Source organism: Rhizobium sp. NZLR8 (genome assembly GCF_019685025.1).
Classification (GTDB): domain Bacteria; phylum Pseudomonadota; class Alphaproteobacteria; order Rhizobiales; family Rhizobiaceae; genus Rhizobium.
Genome location: NZ_JABDVY010000003.1, coordinates 151,838 through 172,635 on the forward strand (window position 1 = coordinate 151,838; position 20,798 = coordinate 172,635).

A 20,798-nucleotide genomic window follows, 5' to 3' on the forward strand; every position below is an offset into this window, starting at 1 on the left:
CCGGCATGAAGACGGACGCAGAGAGCATGGTTGTGCCGAACGACTTCCCCGAGCTGAAATCGCTCGTCTGGAATCGCGATCCCGCGCGCGCGATACCTGCCTGCGAGGCTTTCGCGCTGTATGAACGCAACTGGCGTTTCGTCGATACCGGCCGGCTGACTGAGCGGGAGATGCGGCTGATCCGCGAACTGGCTGCCGCCTACGGCAACGGTGTTCTGCTCGTCTCCTGATTTTCCGTTTCTTTATCCTTCGCCTTTAAGCTTGGGCAGAAACCAGGTGGCCATCATGGAATTCAGACGTTCCGAACATCGCACCATCGCTGCGGCCCTTCGGCTGATGAAGGCGGATTTTTTTCTGGCCAACAAGTGTTGGTTTGCCGGCGGAACAGCCATTGTCATGCTTCTCGACGAATACCGGCTGTCGCTCGACGTCGATTTTCTCTGTGCGGATAGCGAAGGATATCGCGTCTTGCGCACGGCGGCGGTCGAAAGCGGCGTGGGAGCGTTTTTTGGGGAGCCGGTCACGACGCTCAGGGACTTCAGGACGGACCAGTACGGCGTGCGGACGGTCCTTGCCCTCGACGACCAGCCTATTCGCTTCGAAATCGTGCGCGAGGCGCGGATCGCTCTTGAAGGCGCTTTCGATTCGCGGCTGAATGTTTCAATTCTGTCGCTGCCTGATTTGTTTACCGAAAAACTGCTCGCCAACGCTGACCGCTGCCAGGACAGGGCTGTCGCCTACCGTGATGCTATCGACCTCGGCATGCTTCTCACCCGCTACACGGAGATTCCCGCTGCCGCCGTTTTGAAGGCGACGCAAGCTTATGGGCAAGACATTGAACGCAAGATCGGTTGGGTCATCACCAGACTTGAGGACGAGACCGAATTGAGACATGCCGCAAGCGTTCTACAGATGGACGGCGATCTTGCCGTGCGGGCAATCGCCGCCCTTCGTGGCGAGGCGCAGCGGCTCTGGTTGTTTTAATCTCCCGGCTTTCCCGCCCGCCATCAACACCAGCCTCGCGCCAGCCGCGAATGCCATCGTCCCGGCAGATGTCGCTGTCTTGCCGACCGTTGATAAGGGTGGTTCCATGAATTTTCTGCGCCGGGTCTTCCCGATTGCCGGGCTGGTGGTGGTCGTTGCGTCGCTGAGCGCCTGCAACATCCTCATTCCCGATGTCGCCGCCGATTCGCCCGCCCGTTTCGTCCAGGAAACTTCGCCGGTCTTCTATCAGCCGCCCGGCGTCGATCCGCGCCGGGTGCGGCCGATCCCCGATCAGCCGGTGCCGCAGACGCGCGAGCTCTACAAGACCCAGTTCCATCAGACTTACGGCCTGCCGGTCACCAATCCGGTGCACATGGCGATGTATGGTGCGCTTCGCGATGAGGATTTCACCCTGCCGGCCATCCCCGTCAGCCGTGTGCAGCCGCAGTTCCTGCGCCAGGAGGTCGACTACCAGACCACCGAGCGTCCCGGCACCGTGGTCGTCGATACAAAGGCGCATTACCTCTATTTCGTCGAAGCGAACGGCAAGGCGATGCGTTATGGCGTCGGCCTCGGCCGCGATGGTTACGCCTGGTCCGGCCGCGGCGTCATCCAGTGGAAACAGAAATGGCCGCGCTGGACACCGCCGGTGGAAATGGTCTCACGCCAGCCCGAGGTTCGCCCCTTTGCTGCGGAAAACGGTGGCATGAACCCGGGTCTCCAGAACCCGCTCGGCGCCCGCGCCATGTATATCTTCAAGGAGGGGCAGGATACGCTCTATCGTATCCACGGCACGCCCGACTGGCAGTCGATCGGCAAGGCCACCTCGTCGGGCTGCGTGCGCATGCTGAACCAGGACGTCGTCGATCTCTATGACCGCCTTCCTGCCAAGGCGGAGATCGTTGTGATGTAGCGCTGCAACAGCGCCGCCGATATCGTCCGCCCAAGGCCGGACACGTCTGCGTGAAGCTATGGTTTATTTGGCGCAAGCCGATAGATCTTCTGATGTTGTTATCTCGGATTCCCGCATCAGAGGAAATCAGTCCCGCGTCATGAGCTTCGATAGACATCTTTCCCGCCGCAGCTTTCTTTCCTTTTCGGCATTGACAGCAGTATCCGCGCTCACCGGCTGCGCCTCTTCGGCCAATACGGTAACATCGGGCGATACGACGATCACCTACCGTTCGCCCATGCGCCTGTTCCAGTCCCCGGAAGCGTCGAGCACGCCGAGCGGGGCCGAGCTTGCCGTCATGTATGGCCCCGTCGAGGACGGCGGCTTTCTCATCCCTGCCGTTCCCTACGAGCAGATCGACCCGCGCTATTATCGCCAGCGCGTCCTCGATCCCACCGGCCAGCCCCCCGGCACCATCGTCGTCGATACGCCGTCGCGCTTCCTCTATCTCGTCCAGGGTGACGGCATGGCGATGCGTTATGGCGTCGGCATCGGTCGCGAGGGTTTCGCCTGGCAGGGCTCAGGCGTCATCCAGTGGCGTCAGAGATGGCCGCGCTGGAAGCCGCCGAACGAGATGGTCGCCCGCCAGCCGGAACTCGTCAAATATTCGATCGAGAACGGCGGCATGGAGCCGGGCCTGAAGAACCCGCTCGGCGCCCGCGCGCTCTACATCTTCTCGAACGGGGAAGACACGCTCTACCGCCTGCACGGCAATCCCGACTGGCGCTCGATCGGCAAGGCAGTCTCTTCGGGCTGCGTGCGGCTGCTGAACCAGGATATCATCGATCTCTACGATCGCGCTCCGACGAAAGCGCCGATCGTCGTCTTGCAGTAATGTCACCGAGGCGGCCGTCAACCAGCCGCCTCGGATTGCTCCGTTTTCCCCGGTGAAACGGCCCGTTTTGCGCCCGCGAGAGATTTATTTTTCAAAAAACCATTGCTTAATTCGCTAAATATCCTACATGGTGCGTATCGAATTGCTTGCGACCTTTGTCCACGCGCTGAAGCGCTCCGTCAGATATCCTCTCAACATCGATACGGCTTGTCGGACATTCCGCAGGCGAAACACAAACGGTTGAAAAGGAGATCGTTATGAATTCAGGCGTCGTCAAGTGGTTCAATGGCACCAAGGGTTTTGGCTTTATTCAGCCCGATGATGGTTCTACGGACGTTTTTGTCCATATTTCAGCGGTCGAACGCGCCGGTATGCGCGAACTCGTTGAAGGTCAGAAGATCCGCTACGATCTCGTCCGCGACAAGAAGTCCGGCAAGAATTCGGCCGATAACCTTCAGGCCGCATGATTTGTCATTCGCCTGTGCTGACCATAATGGCAGCGAAATGGCTGAGTGACTGGAAGAGGTCGGGTGCCAACCCGGCCTTTTTGCTTTGACCGCTGGGCTTTTCCGAATGACCTCGTTCTGATTGACCAGTGAGCAGCCGAAAGTCGAAGGGACGCTGAAATGGGCAGACCAAACTATAAGATCGGCGATATGATCGTGCTGAAATCCGGTCTTACCCGCACGGCGAAGGCCGACAAGCGCTGCCGGATCGCCAGCATTCTGCCCAACGATCACGGGCATGTGCAATATCGCGTCCGCTTCGACGCGGAAAATTTCGAACGCCGCATTACTGAGGCCGATATCGATACCGGGGAATCGCCATCCAGAGCTCCCCTGGAGATAGCGGCCAAGTCCGACGGCGCAGAGCCCTGGCTGAAGTTTTCGAGCATCAGAACGGGCAAGTAGTTTCGCCGTTTCATTATTGACAGTGCGGCCTCGCCGCCGTGACAGGAAGGATATCACTTTGCAGGTACTCGTCAGGGATAACAACGTCGATCAGGCGCTCCGCGTGCTCAAGAAGAAGATGCAGCGGGAAGGCCTTTTCCGAGAAATGAAGGCGCGCAGCGCTTTTGAAAAGCCGTCCGAGAAGCGCGCCCGCGAAAAGGCCGAGGCCATTCGCCGCCAGCGCAAGCTTGCCCGCAAGAAGCTGCAGCGCGAAGGCCTGCTGCCGGCACCGAAGAAGGTTCTCCGCGCCCGCTAACCCGGCCGTGGAATCACGGCCCGGCCGCTGCATCGCGGCCAACGTGGAAGCACGGTCCGTCCGTGGAATCGCGTGCTAACGCGGAATCACGGCTGACTGGCGAATCACGGCTTGGCCGCGGAATTGCGGCCAGCTGTGGGATCATGGCCTAGCCGCACAATCGCGGCTTTCGACCATGAAACCATGGTTCAGCCGTGAATCGCGCCTAAATCAGCCGTCATCACCTGAGAAAGGGGCACATGACCGCCACCAAGGGAGAATTCTTCAATCCCGCCAAGCTTTCGTCTCGCGACAAGGCGGAAGCGACCGATCACACGGCGCGCGCCATTATCGCGGCCGAGGCCTCGGCCCGTGACAAGAAGACGGAAAAGTTGAAGGCCCTGCGTCTGCAGCAGGAGGCTGAGGCCGGACCTGAAGCAGCGCCCGCAAAGAAGCGCCGGTCGCCGGCCAAGGCGGCTGTGAAGCGGCCGTGATCCTCGGCCGCAGAACCGTTAGGCTATCCCTCTTAGACTAACCGGGCGGATGCGGTCAGCCGCCGCCCGTGCCGGCTCGGCCGAGATTGCCTCGCAGCCGATGCAGCATGTCGCGCATCGCGGCCATTTCCTCGAGCGTGCAGCCGGCGGCTTGCCCGATCGCCGTCATGATCGTATCGATCTCCCCTTTCATTGACTGACCTTCCGGGGTTAGCGACACGATCACCTGCCGCTCGTCGCGCAGGTCGCGGATGCGCTTGATCAGTCCGTTCTGTTCCAGCCGCTTCAGCAGTGGCGACAGCGTGCCGGAATCGAGATCCAGCTGCTCGCCGATCGTCTTCACCGGCAGCTCGCCGCGTTCCCACAGCACCAGCATCACAAGATACTGCGGATAGGTCAGGCCGACCCTGTCGAGAATCGGCTTGTAGGCGCGGGTGAAAGCATGCGCCGTCGCGTAGACCGCAAAGCACAACTGCTTTTCCAGCCGCTTTTCCTCCTGCGGTATCTCCATCGTCTTTATCGTGTGCGCTTTCATATCCATCATCCCTGAGGTCCGATTGTCCTCTTTTCGAATTCGAAATGCAATTTGCAAAATTCACTTGCGTACAATTTAATTGTGCAATATTAAAAGTCCAGCCCCAAACGACGGGCCAATCAAAGGAGATCGTCATGCCTATTCTCTATACGACCAAAGCCTCTGCCACCGGCGGCCGCGCTGGCCGCGCCGTTTCCGAAAACGGCGTTCTGGACGTGACGCTGACCGTTCCGAAGGAACTCGGCGGCGATGGCGCGACCGGCACCAATCCCGAGCAGCTCTTCGCCGCCGGCTACTCCGCCTGCTTCCTCGGTGCTTTGAAATTTGTCGCGGGCCAGCAGAAGGTCAAGATTCCGGAGGACACGACGGTCTCCGCCAAGGTCGGCATCGGCCCGCGTGAAGATGGCACCGGCTTCGGCATCGAAGTGGCGCTCACGGTAAACATCCCCGGTCTCGACCGCGAAACCGCCGAAAAGCTCGCCGCCGCCGCCCACATCGTCTGCCCCTACAGCCACGCCATGCGCACGTCCACCGAAGTTCCGGTCACAGTTGCCTGATCGATTCCAAAGGGAGCGGCAGCCCTATCGGCTGCCGCGACCTCGCGGGACAGGAGGCGTATCCTATTCAGCCGCTGCCTCTTCGCCATGACGGGAGCGGCGGGGCGAGGGTGCCGATTTCGGGATCTCTGCCGTCATCGATGACAGCGCCTGCAGATCGCCGCGCAGCCGCGTGCAGTTGCCATCCGGCAGCGTGCCATCAATCCCCGCATGCGTGCTCTCCCAGATTGGCAGTGCCCTTGCCAGTGCCGCCTTGCCTTCGCCGGTGAGGACAAGCAGCCGGCCACGTCTGTCCCTCGGATTCTCCACCACTGTCACCCAGCCCTTGCGCTGTAGCGGCTTCAGCGCCGCCGTCAGCGTCGTCTGGTCCATGGCCAGCAAGGCAGCGACCGGTCCCATCGGCGGCGGCTCCGGCCGGTTCAGCGACATCAGCAATGAAAACTGCCCGTTAGTCAGCCCGGCCGGCCTCAGTGCATCGTCGAACAGCCGGGCAAGCGCCCGCGCCGCGCGCTGCACATGCAGGCAGAGGCAGGTGTCGCGCACCAGCAGCGTCGTGGAAAAGGGAATCTCGATCGAATTTGACATGCTTCATTTCTATTGATATCAATGTAATTAGTCAAGGAGAAGGAGATGAGCCGGCTTCACCGGCAGGCGCCGGAGGAGGGCGCATTTCATGCAGAATGAAGTTGTTTCCCGCGAGGAATGGCTCGAAGCCCGCCGTGCACTTCTGGCAAAAGAAAAAGAGGCGACGAGGCTGCGCGATAGCGTCAACGTCGCGCGCCTGGCGCTGCCCTGGGTGAAGGTCGACAAGGATTATGTCTTCGAAACGCCTGAAGGCAGGAGGTCGCTAGCCGATCTCTTCGACGGCCGCAGCCAGTTGCTGATCTACCATTTCATGCTCGGCCCGGATTGGGATGCCGGCTGCCCCGGCTGCTCCTTCCTGTCGGATCATGTCGACGGCGCCTTGCCGCATCTGAACCATCACGACGTCACCTGGGTCGCCGCCTCACGCGCGCCGCTCGACAAGATCGCCGCCTACAAAAGCCGCATGGGCTGGAAATTCCCCTGGGTCTCGTCCTTCGGCAGCGATTTCAATTTCGATTATCACGTCTCTTTCAGCCCAGAGGATCTTGCCAAAGACAATGTCTTTTACAATTTCACTCCCATGCTGCCGGCTGATGCCAATGACGAACTGCCGGGTCTCAGCGCCTTCTACCGCAATGACAAGGGCGAAGTCTTCCATACCTATTCGAGTTATGCCCGCGGCCCGGAGGAATTGATCGGCACCCTGATGATCCTCGACCGGGCGCCGAAGGGCCGCAACGAGGACAGCACGATGAATTTCGTGCGCCGCCACGACGAATACGACGAGGCTGCCAAGACGCCATCCTGCTGTCACTGAAATAAGGCCAACATCATGCAAGGGAGAGAAGGATGTTGAAGACCGCTGAAGTGCTGAAGGAACATTCCTTCCTGGAAAGGCTGATCGGCGAATGGACCGTCACCGCACCGGAAATGTCCGGCGACGAGCCCTGGACTGAAGCCGTCCGCTCGCTGCGTGGCATCTGGTGGGTTGCCGAAGGCACCGGCCGCATGCCGGATGGCAAGCAAGGCACCAGCATCCTGACGCTCGGCTATAACGCCGCCAAAGGCAAATATGTCGGCAGCTGGATCGGCAGCATGATGGACTATATGTGGGTCTACGAGGGTGAACTCGACGCCTCGGGCAACGTGCTGGATCTCTATACCACAGGGCCCGACTTCAACAGCGAAGGGCTTGCCGATTACCGCGAGCAGATTGCCTTCGTCGACGCCGATCACCGCACCTTCATCTCCAGCGTCAGGCAGCCGGATGGTGCCTGGAAACAGTTCATGGAAGCGCATTACACCCGCAAGACCTGACAATCACGGCGCTCAAGCCTAAAGGGAGAGTATGATGTCTGAGACGCATGGAAAGTTCATCTGGTGCGAGTTGATGACCCCCGACACATCGGCTGCCGCGAAATTCTACAGTTCGGTCGTCGGCTGGAGCACTTCCGAAATGCAAGTGGAGGGCATGCCGCCCTATACGATCTTCGAGGCGAATGGCATCGGCGTCGCCGGCCTGATGGAATTTCCGGCCGAACTCGAGGGCAAGGGCATCCCGCCGAACTGGACGGGTTATGTCGATGTCGACGACGTTGACCAGTCGGCCAAGGATTTCGCCGCCAATGGCGGTTCGGTCCGCCGTCCGCCGGACGATATCCCGAGTGTCGGCCGTTTCGCCGTCGTCGCCGATCCGCATGGGGCAGTGCTCTGCATCATGACGCCGGCGCCGATGGACAAAACCTGGCCGGAACTAGCCCCCGATGCGCCCGGCAATATCGGCTGGCATGAACTCTATGCCGGCAACGGCAAAGACGCTGTCTCCTTCTATTCCAAGCTGTTCGGCTGGACGAAGGACAGCGAAATGGACATGGGTCCAATGGGCGTCTACTACCTCTTCGCCCACAACGGCAAGCAGATCGGCGGCATGATGACCAAGCCGGAAAACATCCCGATGCCGTTCTGGAGCTATTATTTCATCGTGCCGACCCTCGATGCCGCGATTGAACGCGTCACCTCAGGCGGCGGCAAGGTCGTCCACGGCCCGATGGAAGTCCCCGGCGGCAGCTGGATCATCCAGGCCATGGACCCACAAGGCGCCTTCTTCTGCCTGGTCGCAGCGAAGCGGTAGTTTTGGGCTGCTTTTGGCGTCGTGCCGCCGGCCCCCTCATCCGCCCTCACGGGCGGCTGAGGGGGCTGCACGGCACACCCTCAAACCCCACTCGCCACCGATGCAAAAAAACCTTCCGGGCTCCCCACCTCCACCAGCCGCTTCCTCTCGATCAGCCAGAACCGGTTGCCTACCGCCCGCACGAAACTGCGGTCGTGCGATACCAGCAGGCAGCTGGCTTCGTGCGCCATCAGCTCGCTCTCCAGTGCTTCCTGTCCCTCGATGTCGAGGTGGTTGGTCGGCTCGTCGAGCAGGGTGAAGTTCGGTTCGGTCAGCCTCAGCACCAGCATGCCGAGCCGCGCCTTCTGGCCGCCGGAAAGCTGGCCGATCGGTTTTGCCTGCATGTCGATCGTCATGCCGGCACCGGCAAGCAGCGCGCGTGCCCGCTGATCGCCGACATCGAAGCGGCGGATAACCGTGCCGATCGGCGTGTCGGTGTCGGCAAGATCGGCAAGCGCCTGGTCGCCATAGCCGAGAACCAGCGACGGCGTCGCCTTGATGCTATCGCGCGCGGTCTCCGGTCTTTCGATCGCCTGCTTCAGCATCAAGACCAGCCGCGACTTGCCGGCGCCGTTCAGGCCGAGCAGCACGATCCGGTCGCCCTGGCAGATGAATTGCCGGCCGGTCTTGAACAGCAGCGTTCCATCCGGCGTCGTCACCGCCGCATCCTCCAGCGTCACCAGCACCTTGGCATGCGTGCCGCGGTTGGTAAGCCGGATGGCGCCGGCCGAGCGCTCGAGATGCGCCGGTTTTGCTGCATCCTCCAGCTTCTCCGCCCGCTGTTTCAACTGCTTGGTCTTGACGACGAGCAGGTCGCTGCCGGAGTTGATGCCGATATTGTTGAGCTTGGCCGCCTGCCTGCGCAATTGCTCCGCCACCTTGATGTCACGCTCATAACGCCGGGCTTCGGATGCGTCGGCCTCGTCGAGGGCGGCGCGGGCCCGGGTATAGGGCAGGGCGAAGACCGGCGATTGCTCCGGCCGCAGGAATAGCGTCCGGTTGGTCGTCGCATCGAGGAAGGCGCGATCGTGGCTGGAGAGGATAACCGGCACGTCGCGGGGGAGCGCATTCAGCCAGCCCTCCAGCTGCGCGATCTTTTCGAGGTCGAGATGGTTGGTCGGCTCGTCGAGCAGCAGCACGTCGGGTTCGCTGACCCAGCTGTGGGCAAGCATGGCAAGCCGCTGCCAGCCGCCGCTCAACTGCTTCAGCGGCCGCCGGCGCATGACCTCCGGCACCTCGAGCGATTCCAGCACCACGTCGACGCGCCAGCTTTCGCTTTCGGCCTGATCGGCAGGCAGCGCCTGCAGCACCGCATCGTAAAACGGCGTATCGAACATTGCGGGCGGCACATTCTGCGCGACATGGCCGATAGTCAGCCCTCGCGCTTTGGTGATCTCGCCCTCGCTTGGTTCGAGCGCGCCGGTGATACAGGCAAGCAGCGTCGATTTTCCCCGCCCATTGGCGGCGACAAGGCCGATGCGGTCGCCGGAATTGACGACGAGATTGAGTTTGGAAAACAACGAATTGCCCAGCGTCACGCCGAGATTGCGGATAGCGATGAGTGTCATGATCGTTCTCTGGTCCTGATCGGGTATCGCGCGCGACCCGGGGCGTTCAACCATCACGGGATTGCGGGAAATTGGCCCGGGAAATTACAGGAATGCGCGCTCGAACCTTAGGATACGGCGCCGCATTGGCCACGAAGGGCAGACCACGAGGAGATGTCGAGAAACGGTCTCTGGTCAGCCCTGCAAACGCATTTGCAGGGCGTTGACGGGACCACGCTGGCGATTAAACCGAAAATAATATTGCATTACGTGATCCTCCTTTCTCGAACGGTTGCAGGATTGAAATAACATCGCCCGCAGAAAGAGGCAAGAGAACCGCAGCAGCCGGGATTTCCGGTGGCGCTGGCGGCGTCGGTGATCGACGCCAACGCGAGCCTCATCCTGAGGTGCCCCGCAGGGGCCTCGAAGGACGAGGCGGGTGCACTGGCGGTTGTGGACACAAGGAGCAGCGGCGAGCGCGTCCTTCGAGGCTTCGGCCTTCGGCCTGCGCGCCTCAGGATGAGGGAGGTTGGAGGGTGCCGCGCCTCTGTTAGGTGGGCGCAAGTGGCTGTCTCTCTGCGACTACCCCACCAGATCACCGCCCGCCAGCTCCAGCCGCCGTTCTATCCCGATGCTCTCGAGAAACGTTTCGTCATGGCTGACGACCAGCAGGGCGCCGTCATAGGCGCGCAGTCCGGCTTCGACCGCTGATATCGAGTCGGTGTCGAGATGGTTGGTCGGCTCGTCGAGGATCAGCAGCGGCGGCGGTGCTGAACCGAGAACGCAGGCAAGGCCGGCGCGCAGCAATTGCCCCCCGCTGAGCGTCGAAACGGCCTGCAGCGCCGCATCGGCCCGGAACATGAAGCGGGCAAGGGCGGCCCGGCAGGTGTTTTCATCGGAATGCGGATTGATCCGGCGGAAATTATCGCGGATCGAGGCTGAGGGATCGAGAAGGCTGACCTTCTGATCGAGCATCGCAAAGTCGGTCAGCACGGTGACCGTGCCGGCCCAGGGCTTGAGTTCGCCGGTGATAAGCGAAAGCAGCGTCGTCTTGCCCGAGCCGTTGCGGCCGGTGACGGCGATCCGTTCAGGCCCCGTCACATCGAAGGAGAGATCGCAGATGACGGGGTCGCCCGGCCGATAGCCGGATCTCACACGATCCACCCTCAGCACCATCTTGCCGGCCGCCAGTCCGGTCGGCGGCAGGGTCACCGACAGGGGCTGCAGGATCTCGATTTTCTCGCGCGCAGCCTTTCCCTCGTCCAGCGCTTGGGCGCGCCGGCGCTCGGCAAGGCGGACATTGTCGCCACCCGTCGTTTCGCTGCGCTCCTTCATGCCGCCGAGCATAATGCGCGGGATGCCGCCCTTGGCGGCCATTTTCCGCCCCGTGCTGTCCCGATGCGCCTGACGTTCCACCGTCGCCTGCGCCTTCCTCGCGACCTCGGCCATGCGTTTCTCGGCATCGGCGAGATCGTGCTCCGCCGCCGCAAGCTCCAGCGCTTTGCGCTGGCGATAATGGCTCCAATTGCCGCCGTAGCGCGTGGCACTAAGCGATGTCAGTTCGACGATCGCATCGACGCTTTCAAGCAGTTCCCGGTCATGGCTGACGATGATCGCGCCGGCCCGCAAGCTCGAAATCAGCGCGATCACCGCCTCGCGGCCATCGCGATCGAGATTGTTTGTCGGCTCGTCGAGCAGCAGAAAATCCGGTTCGGTGAAAACAAGCGCGGCAAGCCCGGCCCGCGTGCGCTGCCCGCCGGAAAGCGCGGCAAGCAACGTCTGCGGTGGCGCGTCGAGCCCGGTGCGATTGAGTGCTGCGGCAATGCGCGCTGGGAGCATCCAGTCCGCCGATACAAGCTCGTCGGCCGTTGCCTCACCGGCTTCGGCGCGCTGGAGAACGCCAAGCGCATCCGTCACGCCGAAGAGATCGGCTATGGATTCATCGGCCGCCACCTGCACGCTTTGGCGCAGGATGCCGAGGCTGCCGCCGACCGATACGGTTCCCGAATGCGGCTTGATCTCACCGGAGACGAGCTTTAGCAGCGTCGTCTTGCCGACGCCGTTGCGCCCGACGAGACCGATGCGCTCCGCCCCGAAACTTAGATCGAGATCGGAAAAAAGCGGCCGCCCGTCAGGCGCGGACCATGAGACTTGGGAGAGGGTGATTGATGCAGGCATGGATATGGATTTCTCCGTTGGCAAGGCGAACTGGCGTTGCGATCGGGTTGAAATCCATTGCGGCACACATCCTGTTGAAATGGTCGATGGCAGGTAATCTAGGGAATAAACGCTTCCGAATCAAGGCGGGGAACGATCTTGCCTCCCTGCTGGCGGGCGTCCGAAGGACGGGTCGAGACCCGTGGCTCGACCCCGGTCGGTGCCGGCAGGTGGATGAGGGCCATGTCGCCCGTGAAAACCCTACCGCTTCAGGCTCCCCAATATCCCGCGCACCAGCGCCCGGCCGACTTGCGTCGCCACCGTGCGGGCCACGCTCTTCATTGCCGCTTCCACCACCGTTTCGCGTTGGTAACCGGGGGCTCGGCCGCGCGATTGGCCGCGGTCCTTGTCGTCGTCATTGCTGCCGCCGAAGCCCGGCAAGGTCCAGCCGGAGGTGGTGGTGCCCGGCTGCTCATGGGCGGCGTCGTCTTGCGCCCGCTTGGCGGCATCGGCATCGGCCGCTTTCCTGGCGCGCGCGGCCAGTAGCTCGAAGGCGGATTCGCGATCGATGTCCTCGTCATAGACGCCAAGGACCGGGCTCCGGTCCATGATCTGCTGGCGCTCGGCATCCGTTACCGGCCCGACGCGGCCGGATGGCGGGCGGATCAGCGTGCGCTCGACGATCGAGGGGGCGCCCTTGGCCTCCAGCGTCGAGACCAGCGCCTCGCCGGTGCCGAGATTGGTGATGACGGTGGCGCAATCGAAGGCCGGGTTGGGGCGGAAGGTATCGGCCGCCGTTCTCACCGCCTTCTGCTCGCGCGGCGAATAGGCGCGCAACGCATGCTGGGCGCGGTTGCCGAGCTGGGCGAGCACCGTTTCCGGCACGTCGAGCGGGTTCTGCGTCACGAAATAAACGCCGACGCCCTTGGAGCGGATCAGCCGCACCACCTGCTCGACCCGTTCGGTCAGCACCTTCGGCGCGTCGTTGAAGAGCAGATGCGCCTCGTCGAAAAAGAAGACCAGCTTCGGCTTGTCCGGGTCGCCGACTTCGGGCAGTTCCTCGAACAATTCCGATAGCAGCCAGAGCAGGAAGGTGGCGTAGAGTCGCGGGTTCATCATCAGCTTGTCGGCGGCCAGCACGGAGATCTGGCCGTAGCCGTTATTGCTGGTGCGCATGATGTCGGAGATCTTCAGCGCCGGTTCGCCGAAAAAATGCTCGGCGCCCTGCTGTTCGAGAACGAGCAGCGCCCGCTGGATCGAGCCGACCGAGGCCTTGGAGATCAGCCCGTACTGATTGGAAAGCTCGGTGGCATTCTCGCCCATATAATTCAGCAGCGAGGTGAAATCCTTGAGGTCGAGCAGCGGCAACCCGCCCTGGTCGGCGATCTTGAAGGCGATGTTGATGACGCCTTCCTGCGGTTCGGAAGCATCCATCAGCCGGGCGAGCAGCAGTGGCCCCATCTCGGCGATCGTGGTGCGCACCCGGTGGCCCTTCTCACCGAACAGATCCCAGAAAATCACCGGAAACTGATCGAATTCATAGTCGGTGAAGCCGATCTGCTCGGCCCGCTTGGTGAGGAAATCCTTGGGCTCGCCCTTGGCGGCAATGCCGGAAAGGTCGCCCTTGATATCGGCGGCGAAGACCGGCACGCCGGCCCGCGAGAAGCCCTCGGCCAGCACCTGCAGCGTCACCGTCTTGCCGGTACCGGTGGCGCCGGTGACGAGGCCGTGGCGGTTGCCGAACTTCAAGTCGAGATATTCCGGCTTGTTGATGCTGTCGTCGGGATTGCGGCTCGCGCCGATGAAAATCTTGCCATCCTCGATCATCCGCAAATGCTCCCTTCGGCTATGCCGGTCTTTGTTGAGAAGGCTGGCTCCTGCCGCCTTCATCGAACCATCGTTTCCCTGTTATAAGCAGGCTGGCCGATGCGGACAACTGTTTGCATCGAAAGCAAAACTGGACAATGTGCCGCCGTGCGCGCCCGGCTTGAGTTGCGCTCGAATCTCGAATAACGTTGACGTTAACGTCAAAATAACAGGAGGCTGACGATGAATGAAATTGTGACCCAGATCGCCGATCGTGTGGGCATTGCGCCTGATCTGGCCGAAAAGGCGCTCGGCATGATGCTCGGCTTCCTGCAACGCGAGGCCGCTGATGGCCCTGTCGCCCGGATGATCGAAGCAATCCCCGGCGGCGCCGATCTCGTCGCCCAGTACAATGGCGCAAGTGCTGGCGGTGGCGGTCTGCTCGGCGGGCTGATGAGCTCGCTCGGCGGCGGCGGCATCATGGGTCTCGGCCAGCAGCTGATGGGCGAAGGCCTCGGCATGGGCGAGATCACCTCGCTCGCCAAGGAAACCATCGCCATCGCCAAGCAATATGCCGGCGAAGAGGTGGTCGACGAAGTCGTTGCCTCCGTCCCGGGCCTCAGCCAGTTCGTCTGAGACGAGAGATCGGCAGGAGCCTCGCTTCGTTGCGGGGCTCATTGCTCTCGTGCCGGAAAAACCGGGGTGAACAGCAACGTTGCCTCTCGAATGGAAGGAGAGCCGGATGACCGTCTGGCGCCCGTCGCAGCAGATCAGGGTGAAGGTGATCGGCCTCGCCTGGCGGGAAGACCGGTTGCTCGCCGCGGAGGTCGAGGAAGATAGCGGCCGCATCAAGGGTGTTCGCCCGCTCGGCGGCGCGATCGAATTCGGCGAAAGCCGCGAAGAAGCGCTGCACCGCGAATTTAGCGAGGAACTTGAGACGGCGATCCGCATCGTCGGTCCCTGGCTCCTGCTTGAAAACATCTACGAGCATCATGGCGAGACCGGTCACGAATTCATCTTCGCCGCCGAAATCGAACTGGCGGATGCATCGCTCTATGAGCGCGACGAAATCCGCTATTCCGAACTTGACGAGACGGCGGCGACGGCGCGCTGGTTCGGCCGCGATACACTGCGTGACGCCGGCATCGATCTCTATCCGACAGGCCTCGACAGACTGCTGTCACGCTGGCGCGATTGAGCTGGAAACACCGCCGGTGCAAGGCTCCCATACAGCGCGCCAAACTTTGATCGTCAGTGACGGTAACGAAGGAACAACGAGGTCGTATTCGCTGTTCTATCAGCATCGCTGAAATCAGAAGGAATAGCATCATGCGCAGGTTTATTGCAGCAACGACGATCGCTCTCCTCAGCCTCTCCGCCCCGGGTCTTGCCCAGTCGAACATGGGCATGGACGCCAGCGGCCGGATCGACGGCACGCCGCCGCTCGGCACCGCGCCGGGCGTCGAAACACAAAGCGGACTGATCATCCCGCTCGACTCGATGGAAACCGGCAGCATTAACGACAATGGAACGTCGAGCGGTCGCGTCGACTGGGCGCGCTGCCCGCCGCGCAAGACCCGTGGAGCGCTTGCGACCGAGGGCGGCAACAGTGGCGCCTCCACCAGCGCCGCCTGCCGTGACAACGGAAAGCAATAGAGAAATTCCAGCAAAAGTGTGAAGCGGTTTTGCGTTCGGAATTGCGTAAAACAAAGAGCTAAAGCGCGTCGCATGAATCACGTTAACTGCGACGCGCTTTAGCGTTGGGGAAGGGCGCTATTTACCGTCCTTCTTGTCATGGTTCAGGATGACACCGAGTTCATGCCACCGCCGCCCGTCACGCTGGATAAGCTGGTCGGCGCAGGCCGGTCCCATGCTGCCCGGCGCGTAGGCCTCGGGCACGCTCTCATCCGTCTCCCAGATGTCGAGGAAGGGCTGCACCGCCGCCCAGCCGGCCTCGATGCCGTCGGCGCGCTGAAACAGCGTCTGGTCGCCGATGAAGAGATCGTAGAGCAGCGATTCATAGCCGGTGGTCTTGCCGATATCGAACTTGTCGGCATAGCGGAAGTCGAGAGAGACCGGCGTCGTATCGACCGAAAGCCCCGGCGACTTGATCGAGATTTCCATGCTCATGCCCTCGTCCGGCTGCACCTGGATCACCAGCCGGTTCCGCGGCAGGCGGCTCTGGACGTCGGTCTCGCGAAACTGCGCGAAGGGCACCGGCTGGAAGGTGATGACGATCTCGGTGTCGCGCGCCGTCAGCGCCTTGCCGGTCCTGAGGTAGAAGGGCACACCCGCCCAGCGCCAGGTATCGGCATAGAGCTTCAGCGCCACATAGGTCTCGGTCCGGCTGTCGGGCGAAACGTCCTTGCTATCGCGATAGGCCGGAAGCGCAGCACCGTTGAGCGGGCCGGCGGCATAGGCGCCGCGAACGCCATGTGTCTTTGCCTCCTCGGGCGTATAGATGCGCAGCGCCTTCAACACCTTGCTCTTCTCGTTGCGGATCGCTTCGGCATCGAAGCTGTTCGGCGGTTCCATGGCGATCATCGCCAGGAGCTGGAACAGATGGTTCGGCACCATGTCGCGCAGCGCGCCGGTCGCATCGTAGAATTTGCCGCGGCTGCCGACATCGACGATCTCGGCGGCAGTGATCTGCACATGGTCGATGTAGCGGCTGTTCCACAAAGACTCGATCATCATATTGGCAAAACGCGCCGTCATCAGGTTCTGCACCGTCTCCTTGCCGAGGAAATGGTCGAGCCGGTAGACTTGGCTTTCCGCGATCTGGGCGAGGATTTGCGCATTGAGCGCCTTGGCGGAGGCGAGATCGGTACCGAATGGCTTTTCGATGGCGACGCGACGGAAGGTGCCGTCCTTTTCATCGGTCAGGCCATGGGCGGCGAGCTTTTCGACGATCGAGCCGAAAAAGGATGGCGGCACCGCCAGATAGAAGGCGGCATTGGCATCCGGCCCCAGCCGCTTGCCGATCTCGGTGAAAATTTCGACCTTGGTGAAATCGCCCGCCATATAGGAAATGCGCCGGCGCAGGCTTTGCCAGGCCTCGTCTTTCACCGTCGGCTGTTCGCCACTGAGATGATTGAGAAATTCGTCGAGCCGCCCGCGCAGAAACGCGTCGTCGCCCGGTTCGATGCCGACGCCGAGAATATGAAGATCGTCGCCGACGAGGCGCTCACGCGTCAGGTTGATGATCGCCGGCACCAGCAGGCGGCGCGTCAGGTCTCCCGTGGCGCCGAAGATGACGAGGGTGACCGGCGGGGTAGGGGCAGCGTTCATGTGTGTCATCTCCTGAGATTTTCCGGCCGACTATAATCCGCATCGGTTTCGCCGCAACATATGCGGGCGGGGATAACAGGCATTTGACATTATCTGAGGCGGCCTGGGTGCCGAGGCTCCTCATTCGGCTGCATGAAGACCCATGAAGACCCCACAAGAGGGAGGGACTAAGCTGTGGTCCCTGGCGGTGACCAAAACGAGAAGTCTTGCTGGCTGTTACCGTTCTGCGGATTGCTGCGATGGAGGTTATGTGAAGCGGTGCGGCATTTCAGCCCTTCCCCCTTGTGGGGAGGGGTCTGGGCTGCGGTCAGAACCGGAGAGCAGTGATTAGCCTCCGGTTATCCCTTCACCGCCACCATGAAAATCCGCGGAAACCGCAGCAGCACCCGCCCATCCGACATCTTCGGATAGGCCTTTTCCACCCGCGCGAGATAATCCGTCAGGAAGGCCTGGCGATGCTTTTCGCCGGCATGGGTGAGATAGGGCATCAGCCCGGTGCCCTTCACCCATTCGACGATCGCCGCGCCATCCGCCATCGGATGATTGTAGATGGTGTGCCAGATATCGACGCGCGCGGCTTTGGCGATCAGCCTGGAATAATAGGCCGAAGGCGGGGCCAACGCCTGGCGGCGCACGCTCTTTTCCTCGAAGGCGGCCTTCCAGGCCCCCGCATGCGCCGTCTCCTCCATCATCAGATGCGAGGGTTCGCCAAGATTGTCGGGCATCTGCACCGCCAGCACGCCGCCTGCGGAAAGCCCGTCCATCAGCCGGTCGAAAATATCGAGATGATCGGGCAGCCATTGGAAGACCGCATTGGCAAACAGCAGGTCGGCCGGCTCCGTCGGCTGCCAGCTGCCGAGATCGGCTTCGACGAAGGCCGTGCCTGGAAGCCGCTTGCGGGCCGCCTCCAGCATGTTCATGTCGCTATCGAGACCGGAGACGCCGTCGGCCCCATAGCGCTCGATGATCAGTTCTGTCGAATTGCCCGGCCCGCAACCGAGGTCGACAGCGCGGCGAAGGCTTTGCAAAGGCACCTGCGCCAGAAGATCGCGCGCCGGTCGTGTGCGCTCATCCTCGAATTTCACATATTGATGGGCGGACCATGCCATGGGCGGTACCTCCTGATGTTGTGGCCGTCGAGCTTGACGATCTTATAGGCGATGCAAGCGCCCGCCGACCTTCACTCCGCAGACACAAGTATTTTGTCCACGCGCCTTCCGTCGAGATCGACGACTTCGAAGCGCCATCCGCCTCTCGTGAAGCTCTCACCCAGCTCCGGCAGATGTTTCAACTCTTCCAACACCAGGCCAGCCACGGTCTGATATTCGAGATCGTCATCGAGCTTGAGATTCAAGAACTCGGCGAATTCGTCGATCGGCGTCCAGCCGGACACCAGGTACGAACCGTCGTCTCGACGAGCGATGGCCTGCTCGTCGATAGGTCCCTCCTGGAGCGCCCCCATGATCGCTTCCAAAATGTCACCCGACGAGACAATCCCCTCGAAATGGCCGTACTCGTCAAAAACCAGCACCATGTGGACTGGCGATTTCCTGATGGCTTCAATCACATTGATCGCCGTTGAAAGGTCTGAAACCACCGGGACGTCTTGCGTCAGAGCCTTGATATCGGCAGTGCCGTGTTCCGACATCGAGTCGTAAAAGTCCTTGACCGGAAGGATGCCGATCACCTCGTCCGAACTGCCTTTCCGAACCGGCAGCCGAGACCGTTTCGTCCGGTGCAACTGAGTTCGAATTTCATCAAGGCTGTCGTCGATATCGATAATTTCGACGTCTCGTCGCGGCGTCATAAGCGCTCGGGCGGTGCGGTCCGCCAGGCGCATAACGCCGGATATCATCGCGGACTCTTCGCTTTCGATAACGCCGGCCGACTGCGCCTCGGCCAGAACAGTTTTGATCTCTTCGTCAGAGACGTTATCGCCACCTTTTCCGGCTTGGCCCAAGAGCTTGAGCACAAGATTTCCGGAGGCGTTCAGAAGCCACACGAGCGGCAGCGCGATTTTTGAAAGCACCGCCATAGCCGGTGCGACCTTCGCTGCAACGGCTTCGGGTTCTCGCAACGCGATCTGCTTTGGAACAAGTTCGCCGACAATCAAAGAAAGATAGGTGATTGCCACGACGACTGAACCGACGCCAATCGCGTCGGCGACCGTCGATGACATTCCCTGTGTCTCCAGCCATCCGGTCAAGCGGCTGCCGAGCGTGGCCCCTGAGAAGGCGCCCGAGAGAACACCGACCAGTGTGATGCCAATCTGAACCGTAGAGAGAAAACGACCGGGGTTTTCGGCAAGTTTGATTGCTTGCGCTGCACCCTTGCTCCCATGGTCAGAGAGAACCTTGAGGCGGGCTGTTCGAGAAGACACAACAGCCAACTCCGACATGGCGAGCACACCATTGACGATGGTGAGAAACGCCACAATTCCAATTTCCAGAAACACAGGGACCCTATTCGTTGAGGTTTCAATGCCGCATCGACAAGGCGACGCAGCGAGGTGTTCGACGAGGCGCTACATACGCGTCGCCCATCGTCATTCCGTCGTCGTATTACATCAGTGTCGCTTCCATCGGTCCTCAGAATTCCGTGAGGCGGCAAGCCCGACCCGGGTGGAAGGGTCGGAAATGCGGTCGAAAAACATCCGTGATTCGGCAAGAGCCGGCTATGCGGCGGCGCGTCGTTCGCAATGATCTGGAAGCAGGCCGCTCTCTGCGGGATGTACCCTGGGCGGGGCGGACACGAAGCCGCCTACAGTGGTCGCCAGCTTCCTCGGCCGGAAGATCTCGGCTGGAACGGGCGGAACTTGTACTGGATGGGTCGCTGTCAGGCATGTCGCAATTTTGGCGGTGAAACGGTGCCGGCGCAAGAGGCACCGGGCAAAAATCCTCATAGCCTACTGATGTGACAGTTTTGAAAACGGCGGCAGTACCGCGTTCTGATTGAAGGTTTTAAAAGGATTGTTCGTGTTTCCGCATATGCCGAAAGCCGCTCGAAGCGGCCCGGCATCACGCGCTCGCGCCATCAAGCCGCCAGAATGGTGATCCCGTAAGCATTGGCCGCCGCGGTCATGCGGGCGATGGTCTCAGGCGAGGGGGCTTTCAGCGGCTCGGTCGTGCCTTCCGCTTCGATGAATTCGGCCATGTCGCGATCGACGATCGCGGAAAAGACAGCCGGGGCTGTCCCGCGGTTGGAATAGCCGTGCACCATGAAGGGCGGAATGGTGACGATATCGCCCGCGCCGGCCTCGATCTCTTCGGGGCCGTTGTCGGTGAGCCGCCAGATCGTCAAACGTCCCGCGAGGATGCGAAACACTTCCGGGCTCGCATGCGCGTGTTTCGGGGTGCGGCTGCCGGGCGGCACGGTGACGTCGAAGATGTTGAGCCAGGTTCCGCGGATACGGACCTGTCGCTCGATCCGGTCGCCGAGGACGAAAAAGCGCTTCGCCCCTTCGCCGGCAGGCATTGTCACAAATGAGTTGGACATCATGTCCCTTTCTTTTTTCGGGCTTTTCTCCCGGGGCTTTTTCTTGCGGGCGTAGCCGTTAGACCTTTGCACCGCCTTTGACAACAGCCTTGTTACCGAAGGCACCGTCGCCACATAGCTCGGGCATGGGACATGCCTCACGAAGCTGAGAGGCTGATATCGGTGCGACGGATCTATTTCGCAAGGTCCGCCAGCGCTGTGCCAG

The 20,798-nt window shown here is 61.6% G+C and carries 24 protein-coding genes; 15 read left to right on the plus strand and 9 right to left on the minus strand.

The window, feature by feature from the left end; translation table 11 throughout:
* Positions 1-5: 5 nt before the first annotated feature.
* The 8 genes from HJB89_RS08185 to HJB89_RS08220 all read left to right on the plus strand — a co-directional run bounded on the left by HJB89_RS08185 (position 6) and on the right by HJB89_RS08220 (position 4,450).
* Positions 6-230, plus strand: coding sequence for a hypothetical protein (locus tag HJB89_RS08185; RefSeq protein ID WP_207583439.1), 225 nt, complete (start codon positions 6-8; stop codon positions 228-230).
* A 55-nt stretch (positions 231-285) separates the two neighbouring features.
* Entirely contained in the window at positions 286-984 is a 699-nt protein-coding gene (locus tag HJB89_RS08190) for a nucleotidyl transferase AbiEii/AbiGii toxin family protein (protein WP_207583440.1), read from the plus strand.
* Between the two features lie 106 nt (positions 985-1,090).
* Complete coding sequence (locus HJB89_RS08195) at positions 1,091-1,897, plus strand: L,D-transpeptidase (RefSeq protein ID WP_221116999.1); 807 nt, start codon at positions 1,091-1,093, stop codon at positions 1,895-1,897.
* A 139-nt stretch (positions 1,898-2,036) separates the two neighbouring features.
* Entirely contained in the window at positions 2,037-2,771 is a 735-nt protein-coding gene (locus tag HJB89_RS08200; protein ID WP_207583442.1) for a L,D-transpeptidase, read from the plus strand.
* A 257-nt stretch (positions 2,772-3,028) separates the two neighbouring features.
* A complete protein-coding gene (locus HJB89_RS08205; protein WP_003546468.1) occupies positions 3,029-3,238 on the plus strand; it encodes a cold-shock protein in 210 nt (69 codons plus the stop codon).
* 159 nt (positions 3,239-3,397) lie between these two features.
* Positions 3,398-3,682 (plus strand): cold-shock protein, encoded by a 285-nt coding sequence (locus HJB89_RS08210; RefSeq protein ID WP_164010656.1) that lies wholly within the window; start codon positions 3,398-3,400, stop codon positions 3,680-3,682.
* Between the two features lie 58 nt (positions 3,683-3,740).
* Entirely contained in the window at positions 3,741-3,977 is a 237-nt protein-coding gene (gene rpsU / locus HJB89_RS08215; protein ID WP_003569533.1) for a 30S ribosomal protein S21, read from the plus strand.
* 239 nt (positions 3,978-4,216) lie between these two features.
* Positions 4,217-4,450: a hypothetical protein gene (locus tag HJB89_RS08220; RefSeq protein ID WP_164010655.1), complete on the plus strand. Its 234-nt coding sequence runs from the start codon at positions 4,217-4,219 to the stop codon at positions 4,448-4,450.
* 55 nt (positions 4,451-4,505) lie between these two features.
* Here the strand turns inward: HJB89_RS08220 and HJB89_RS08225 are convergent, their stop codons facing one another.
* Positions 4,506-4,994, minus strand: coding sequence for a MarR family winged helix-turn-helix transcriptional regulator (locus tag HJB89_RS08225; protein WP_207583445.1), 489 nt, complete (start codon positions 4,992-4,994; stop codon positions 4,506-4,508).
* Positions 4,995-5,119: 125 nt separating this feature from the next.
* On the opposite strand from HJB89_RS08225, the gene HJB89_RS08230 reads away from it, so the two are divergent.
* Complete coding sequence (locus tag HJB89_RS08230) at positions 5,120-5,542, plus strand: organic hydroperoxide resistance protein (protein ID WP_003580247.1); 423 nt, start codon at positions 5,120-5,122, stop codon at positions 5,540-5,542.
* A 63-nt stretch (positions 5,543-5,605) separates the two neighbouring features.
* On the opposite strand, the gene HJB89_RS08235 is transcribed toward HJB89_RS08230, so the two are convergent.
* Entirely contained in the window at positions 5,606-6,127 is a 522-nt protein-coding gene (locus tag HJB89_RS08235; protein ID WP_207583446.1) for a MarR family winged helix-turn-helix transcriptional regulator, read from the minus strand.
* Between the two features lie 88 nt (positions 6,128-6,215).
* Between HJB89_RS08235 and HJB89_RS08240 the strand changes: the two genes are divergently transcribed.
* From HJB89_RS08240 to HJB89_RS08250, 3 genes are read left to right on the plus strand one after another with little or no spacing between them, the layout of a single operon-like run.
* A complete protein-coding gene (locus HJB89_RS08240; protein WP_207583447.1) occupies positions 6,216-6,944 on the plus strand; it encodes a thioredoxin family protein in 729 nt (242 codons plus the stop codon).
* A 32-nt stretch (positions 6,945-6,976) separates the two neighbouring features.
* Positions 6,977-7,444: a DUF1579 domain-containing protein gene (locus HJB89_RS08245; RefSeq protein WP_221149532.1), complete on the plus strand. Its 468-nt coding sequence runs from the start codon at positions 6,977-6,979 to the stop codon at positions 7,442-7,444.
* Between the two features lie 34 nt (positions 7,445-7,478).
* A complete protein-coding gene (locus HJB89_RS08250) occupies positions 7,479-8,258 on the plus strand; it encodes a VOC family protein (RefSeq protein ID WP_221149534.1) in 780 nt (259 codons plus the stop codon).
* 80 nt (positions 8,259-8,338) lie between these two features.
* On the opposite strand, the gene HJB89_RS08255 is transcribed toward HJB89_RS08250, so the two are convergent.
* The 3 genes from HJB89_RS08255 to HJB89_RS08265 all read right to left on the minus strand — a co-directional run bounded on the left by HJB89_RS08255 (position 8,339) and on the right by HJB89_RS08265 (position 13,828).
* Complete coding sequence (locus tag HJB89_RS08255; RefSeq protein WP_221149537.1) at positions 8,339-9,865, minus strand: ABC-F family ATP-binding cassette domain-containing protein; 1,527 nt, start codon at positions 9,863-9,865, stop codon at positions 8,339-8,341.
* 561 nt (positions 9,866-10,426) lie between these two features.
* Positions 10,427-12,022 (minus strand): ABC-F family ATP-binding cassette domain-containing protein, encoded by a 1,596-nt coding sequence (locus HJB89_RS08260; protein ID WP_221149539.1) that lies wholly within the window; start codon positions 12,020-12,022, stop codon positions 10,427-10,429.
* A 240-nt stretch (positions 12,023-12,262) separates the two neighbouring features.
* Complete coding sequence (locus tag HJB89_RS08265) at positions 12,263-13,828, minus strand: helicase HerA-like C-terminal domain-containing protein (protein ID WP_221149541.1); 1,566 nt, start codon at positions 13,826-13,828, stop codon at positions 12,263-12,265.
* Between the two features lie 222 nt (positions 13,829-14,050).
* Here HJB89_RS08265 and HJB89_RS08270 point away from each other — a divergent pair, with 222 nt between their 5' ends.
* The 3 genes from HJB89_RS08270 (at position 14,051) to HJB89_RS08280 (ending at position 15,463) form a co-directional block, all read left to right on the plus strand.
* On the plus strand, positions 14,051-14,443 hold the full coding sequence (locus tag HJB89_RS08270) for a hypothetical protein (protein WP_207583454.1): 393 nt from the start codon (positions 14,051-14,053) through the stop codon (positions 14,441-14,443).
* A 106-nt stretch (positions 14,444-14,549) separates the two neighbouring features.
* Positions 14,550-15,005: an NUDIX hydrolase gene (locus HJB89_RS08275; RefSeq protein WP_207583455.1), complete on the plus strand. Its 456-nt coding sequence runs from the start codon at positions 14,550-14,552 to the stop codon at positions 15,003-15,005.
* A gap of 131 nt (positions 15,006-15,136) precedes the next feature.
* Positions 15,137-15,463 carry a hypothetical protein gene (locus HJB89_RS08280; protein WP_207583456.1) on the plus strand — a complete coding sequence of 109 codons (327 nt, stop codon included), beginning with the start codon at positions 15,137-15,139 and terminating at the stop codon, positions 15,461-15,463.
* Between the two features lie 117 nt (positions 15,464-15,580).
* Here the strand turns inward: HJB89_RS08280 and zwf are convergent, their stop codons facing one another.
* From zwf to HJB89_RS08300, 4 genes are all read right to left on the minus strand, one after another.
* Positions 15,581-17,098, minus strand: coding sequence for a glucose-6-phosphate dehydrogenase (gene zwf, locus HJB89_RS08285; protein WP_207583457.1), 1,518 nt, complete (start codon positions 17,096-17,098; stop codon positions 15,581-15,583).
* 338 nt (positions 17,099-17,436) lie between these two features.
* A complete protein-coding gene (tam, locus tag HJB89_RS08290; RefSeq protein ID WP_207583458.1) occupies positions 17,437-18,207 on the minus strand; it encodes a trans-aconitate 2-methyltransferase in 771 nt (256 codons plus the stop codon).
* A gap of 71 nt (positions 18,208-18,278) precedes the next feature.
* The gene (locus HJB89_RS08295) at positions 18,279-19,553 is read right to left on the minus strand and encodes a hemolysin family protein (RefSeq protein ID WP_207583460.1); all 1,275 of its coding nucleotides are present in this window, start codon (positions 19,551-19,553) and stop codon (positions 18,279-18,281) included.
* 578 nt (positions 19,554-20,131) lie between these two features.
* The gene (locus HJB89_RS08300; RefSeq protein WP_221116993.1) at positions 20,132-20,596 is read right to left on the minus strand and encodes a cupin domain-containing protein; all 465 of its coding nucleotides are present in this window, start codon (positions 20,594-20,596) and stop codon (positions 20,132-20,134) included.
* Positions 20,597-20,798 lie beyond the last annotated feature (202 nt).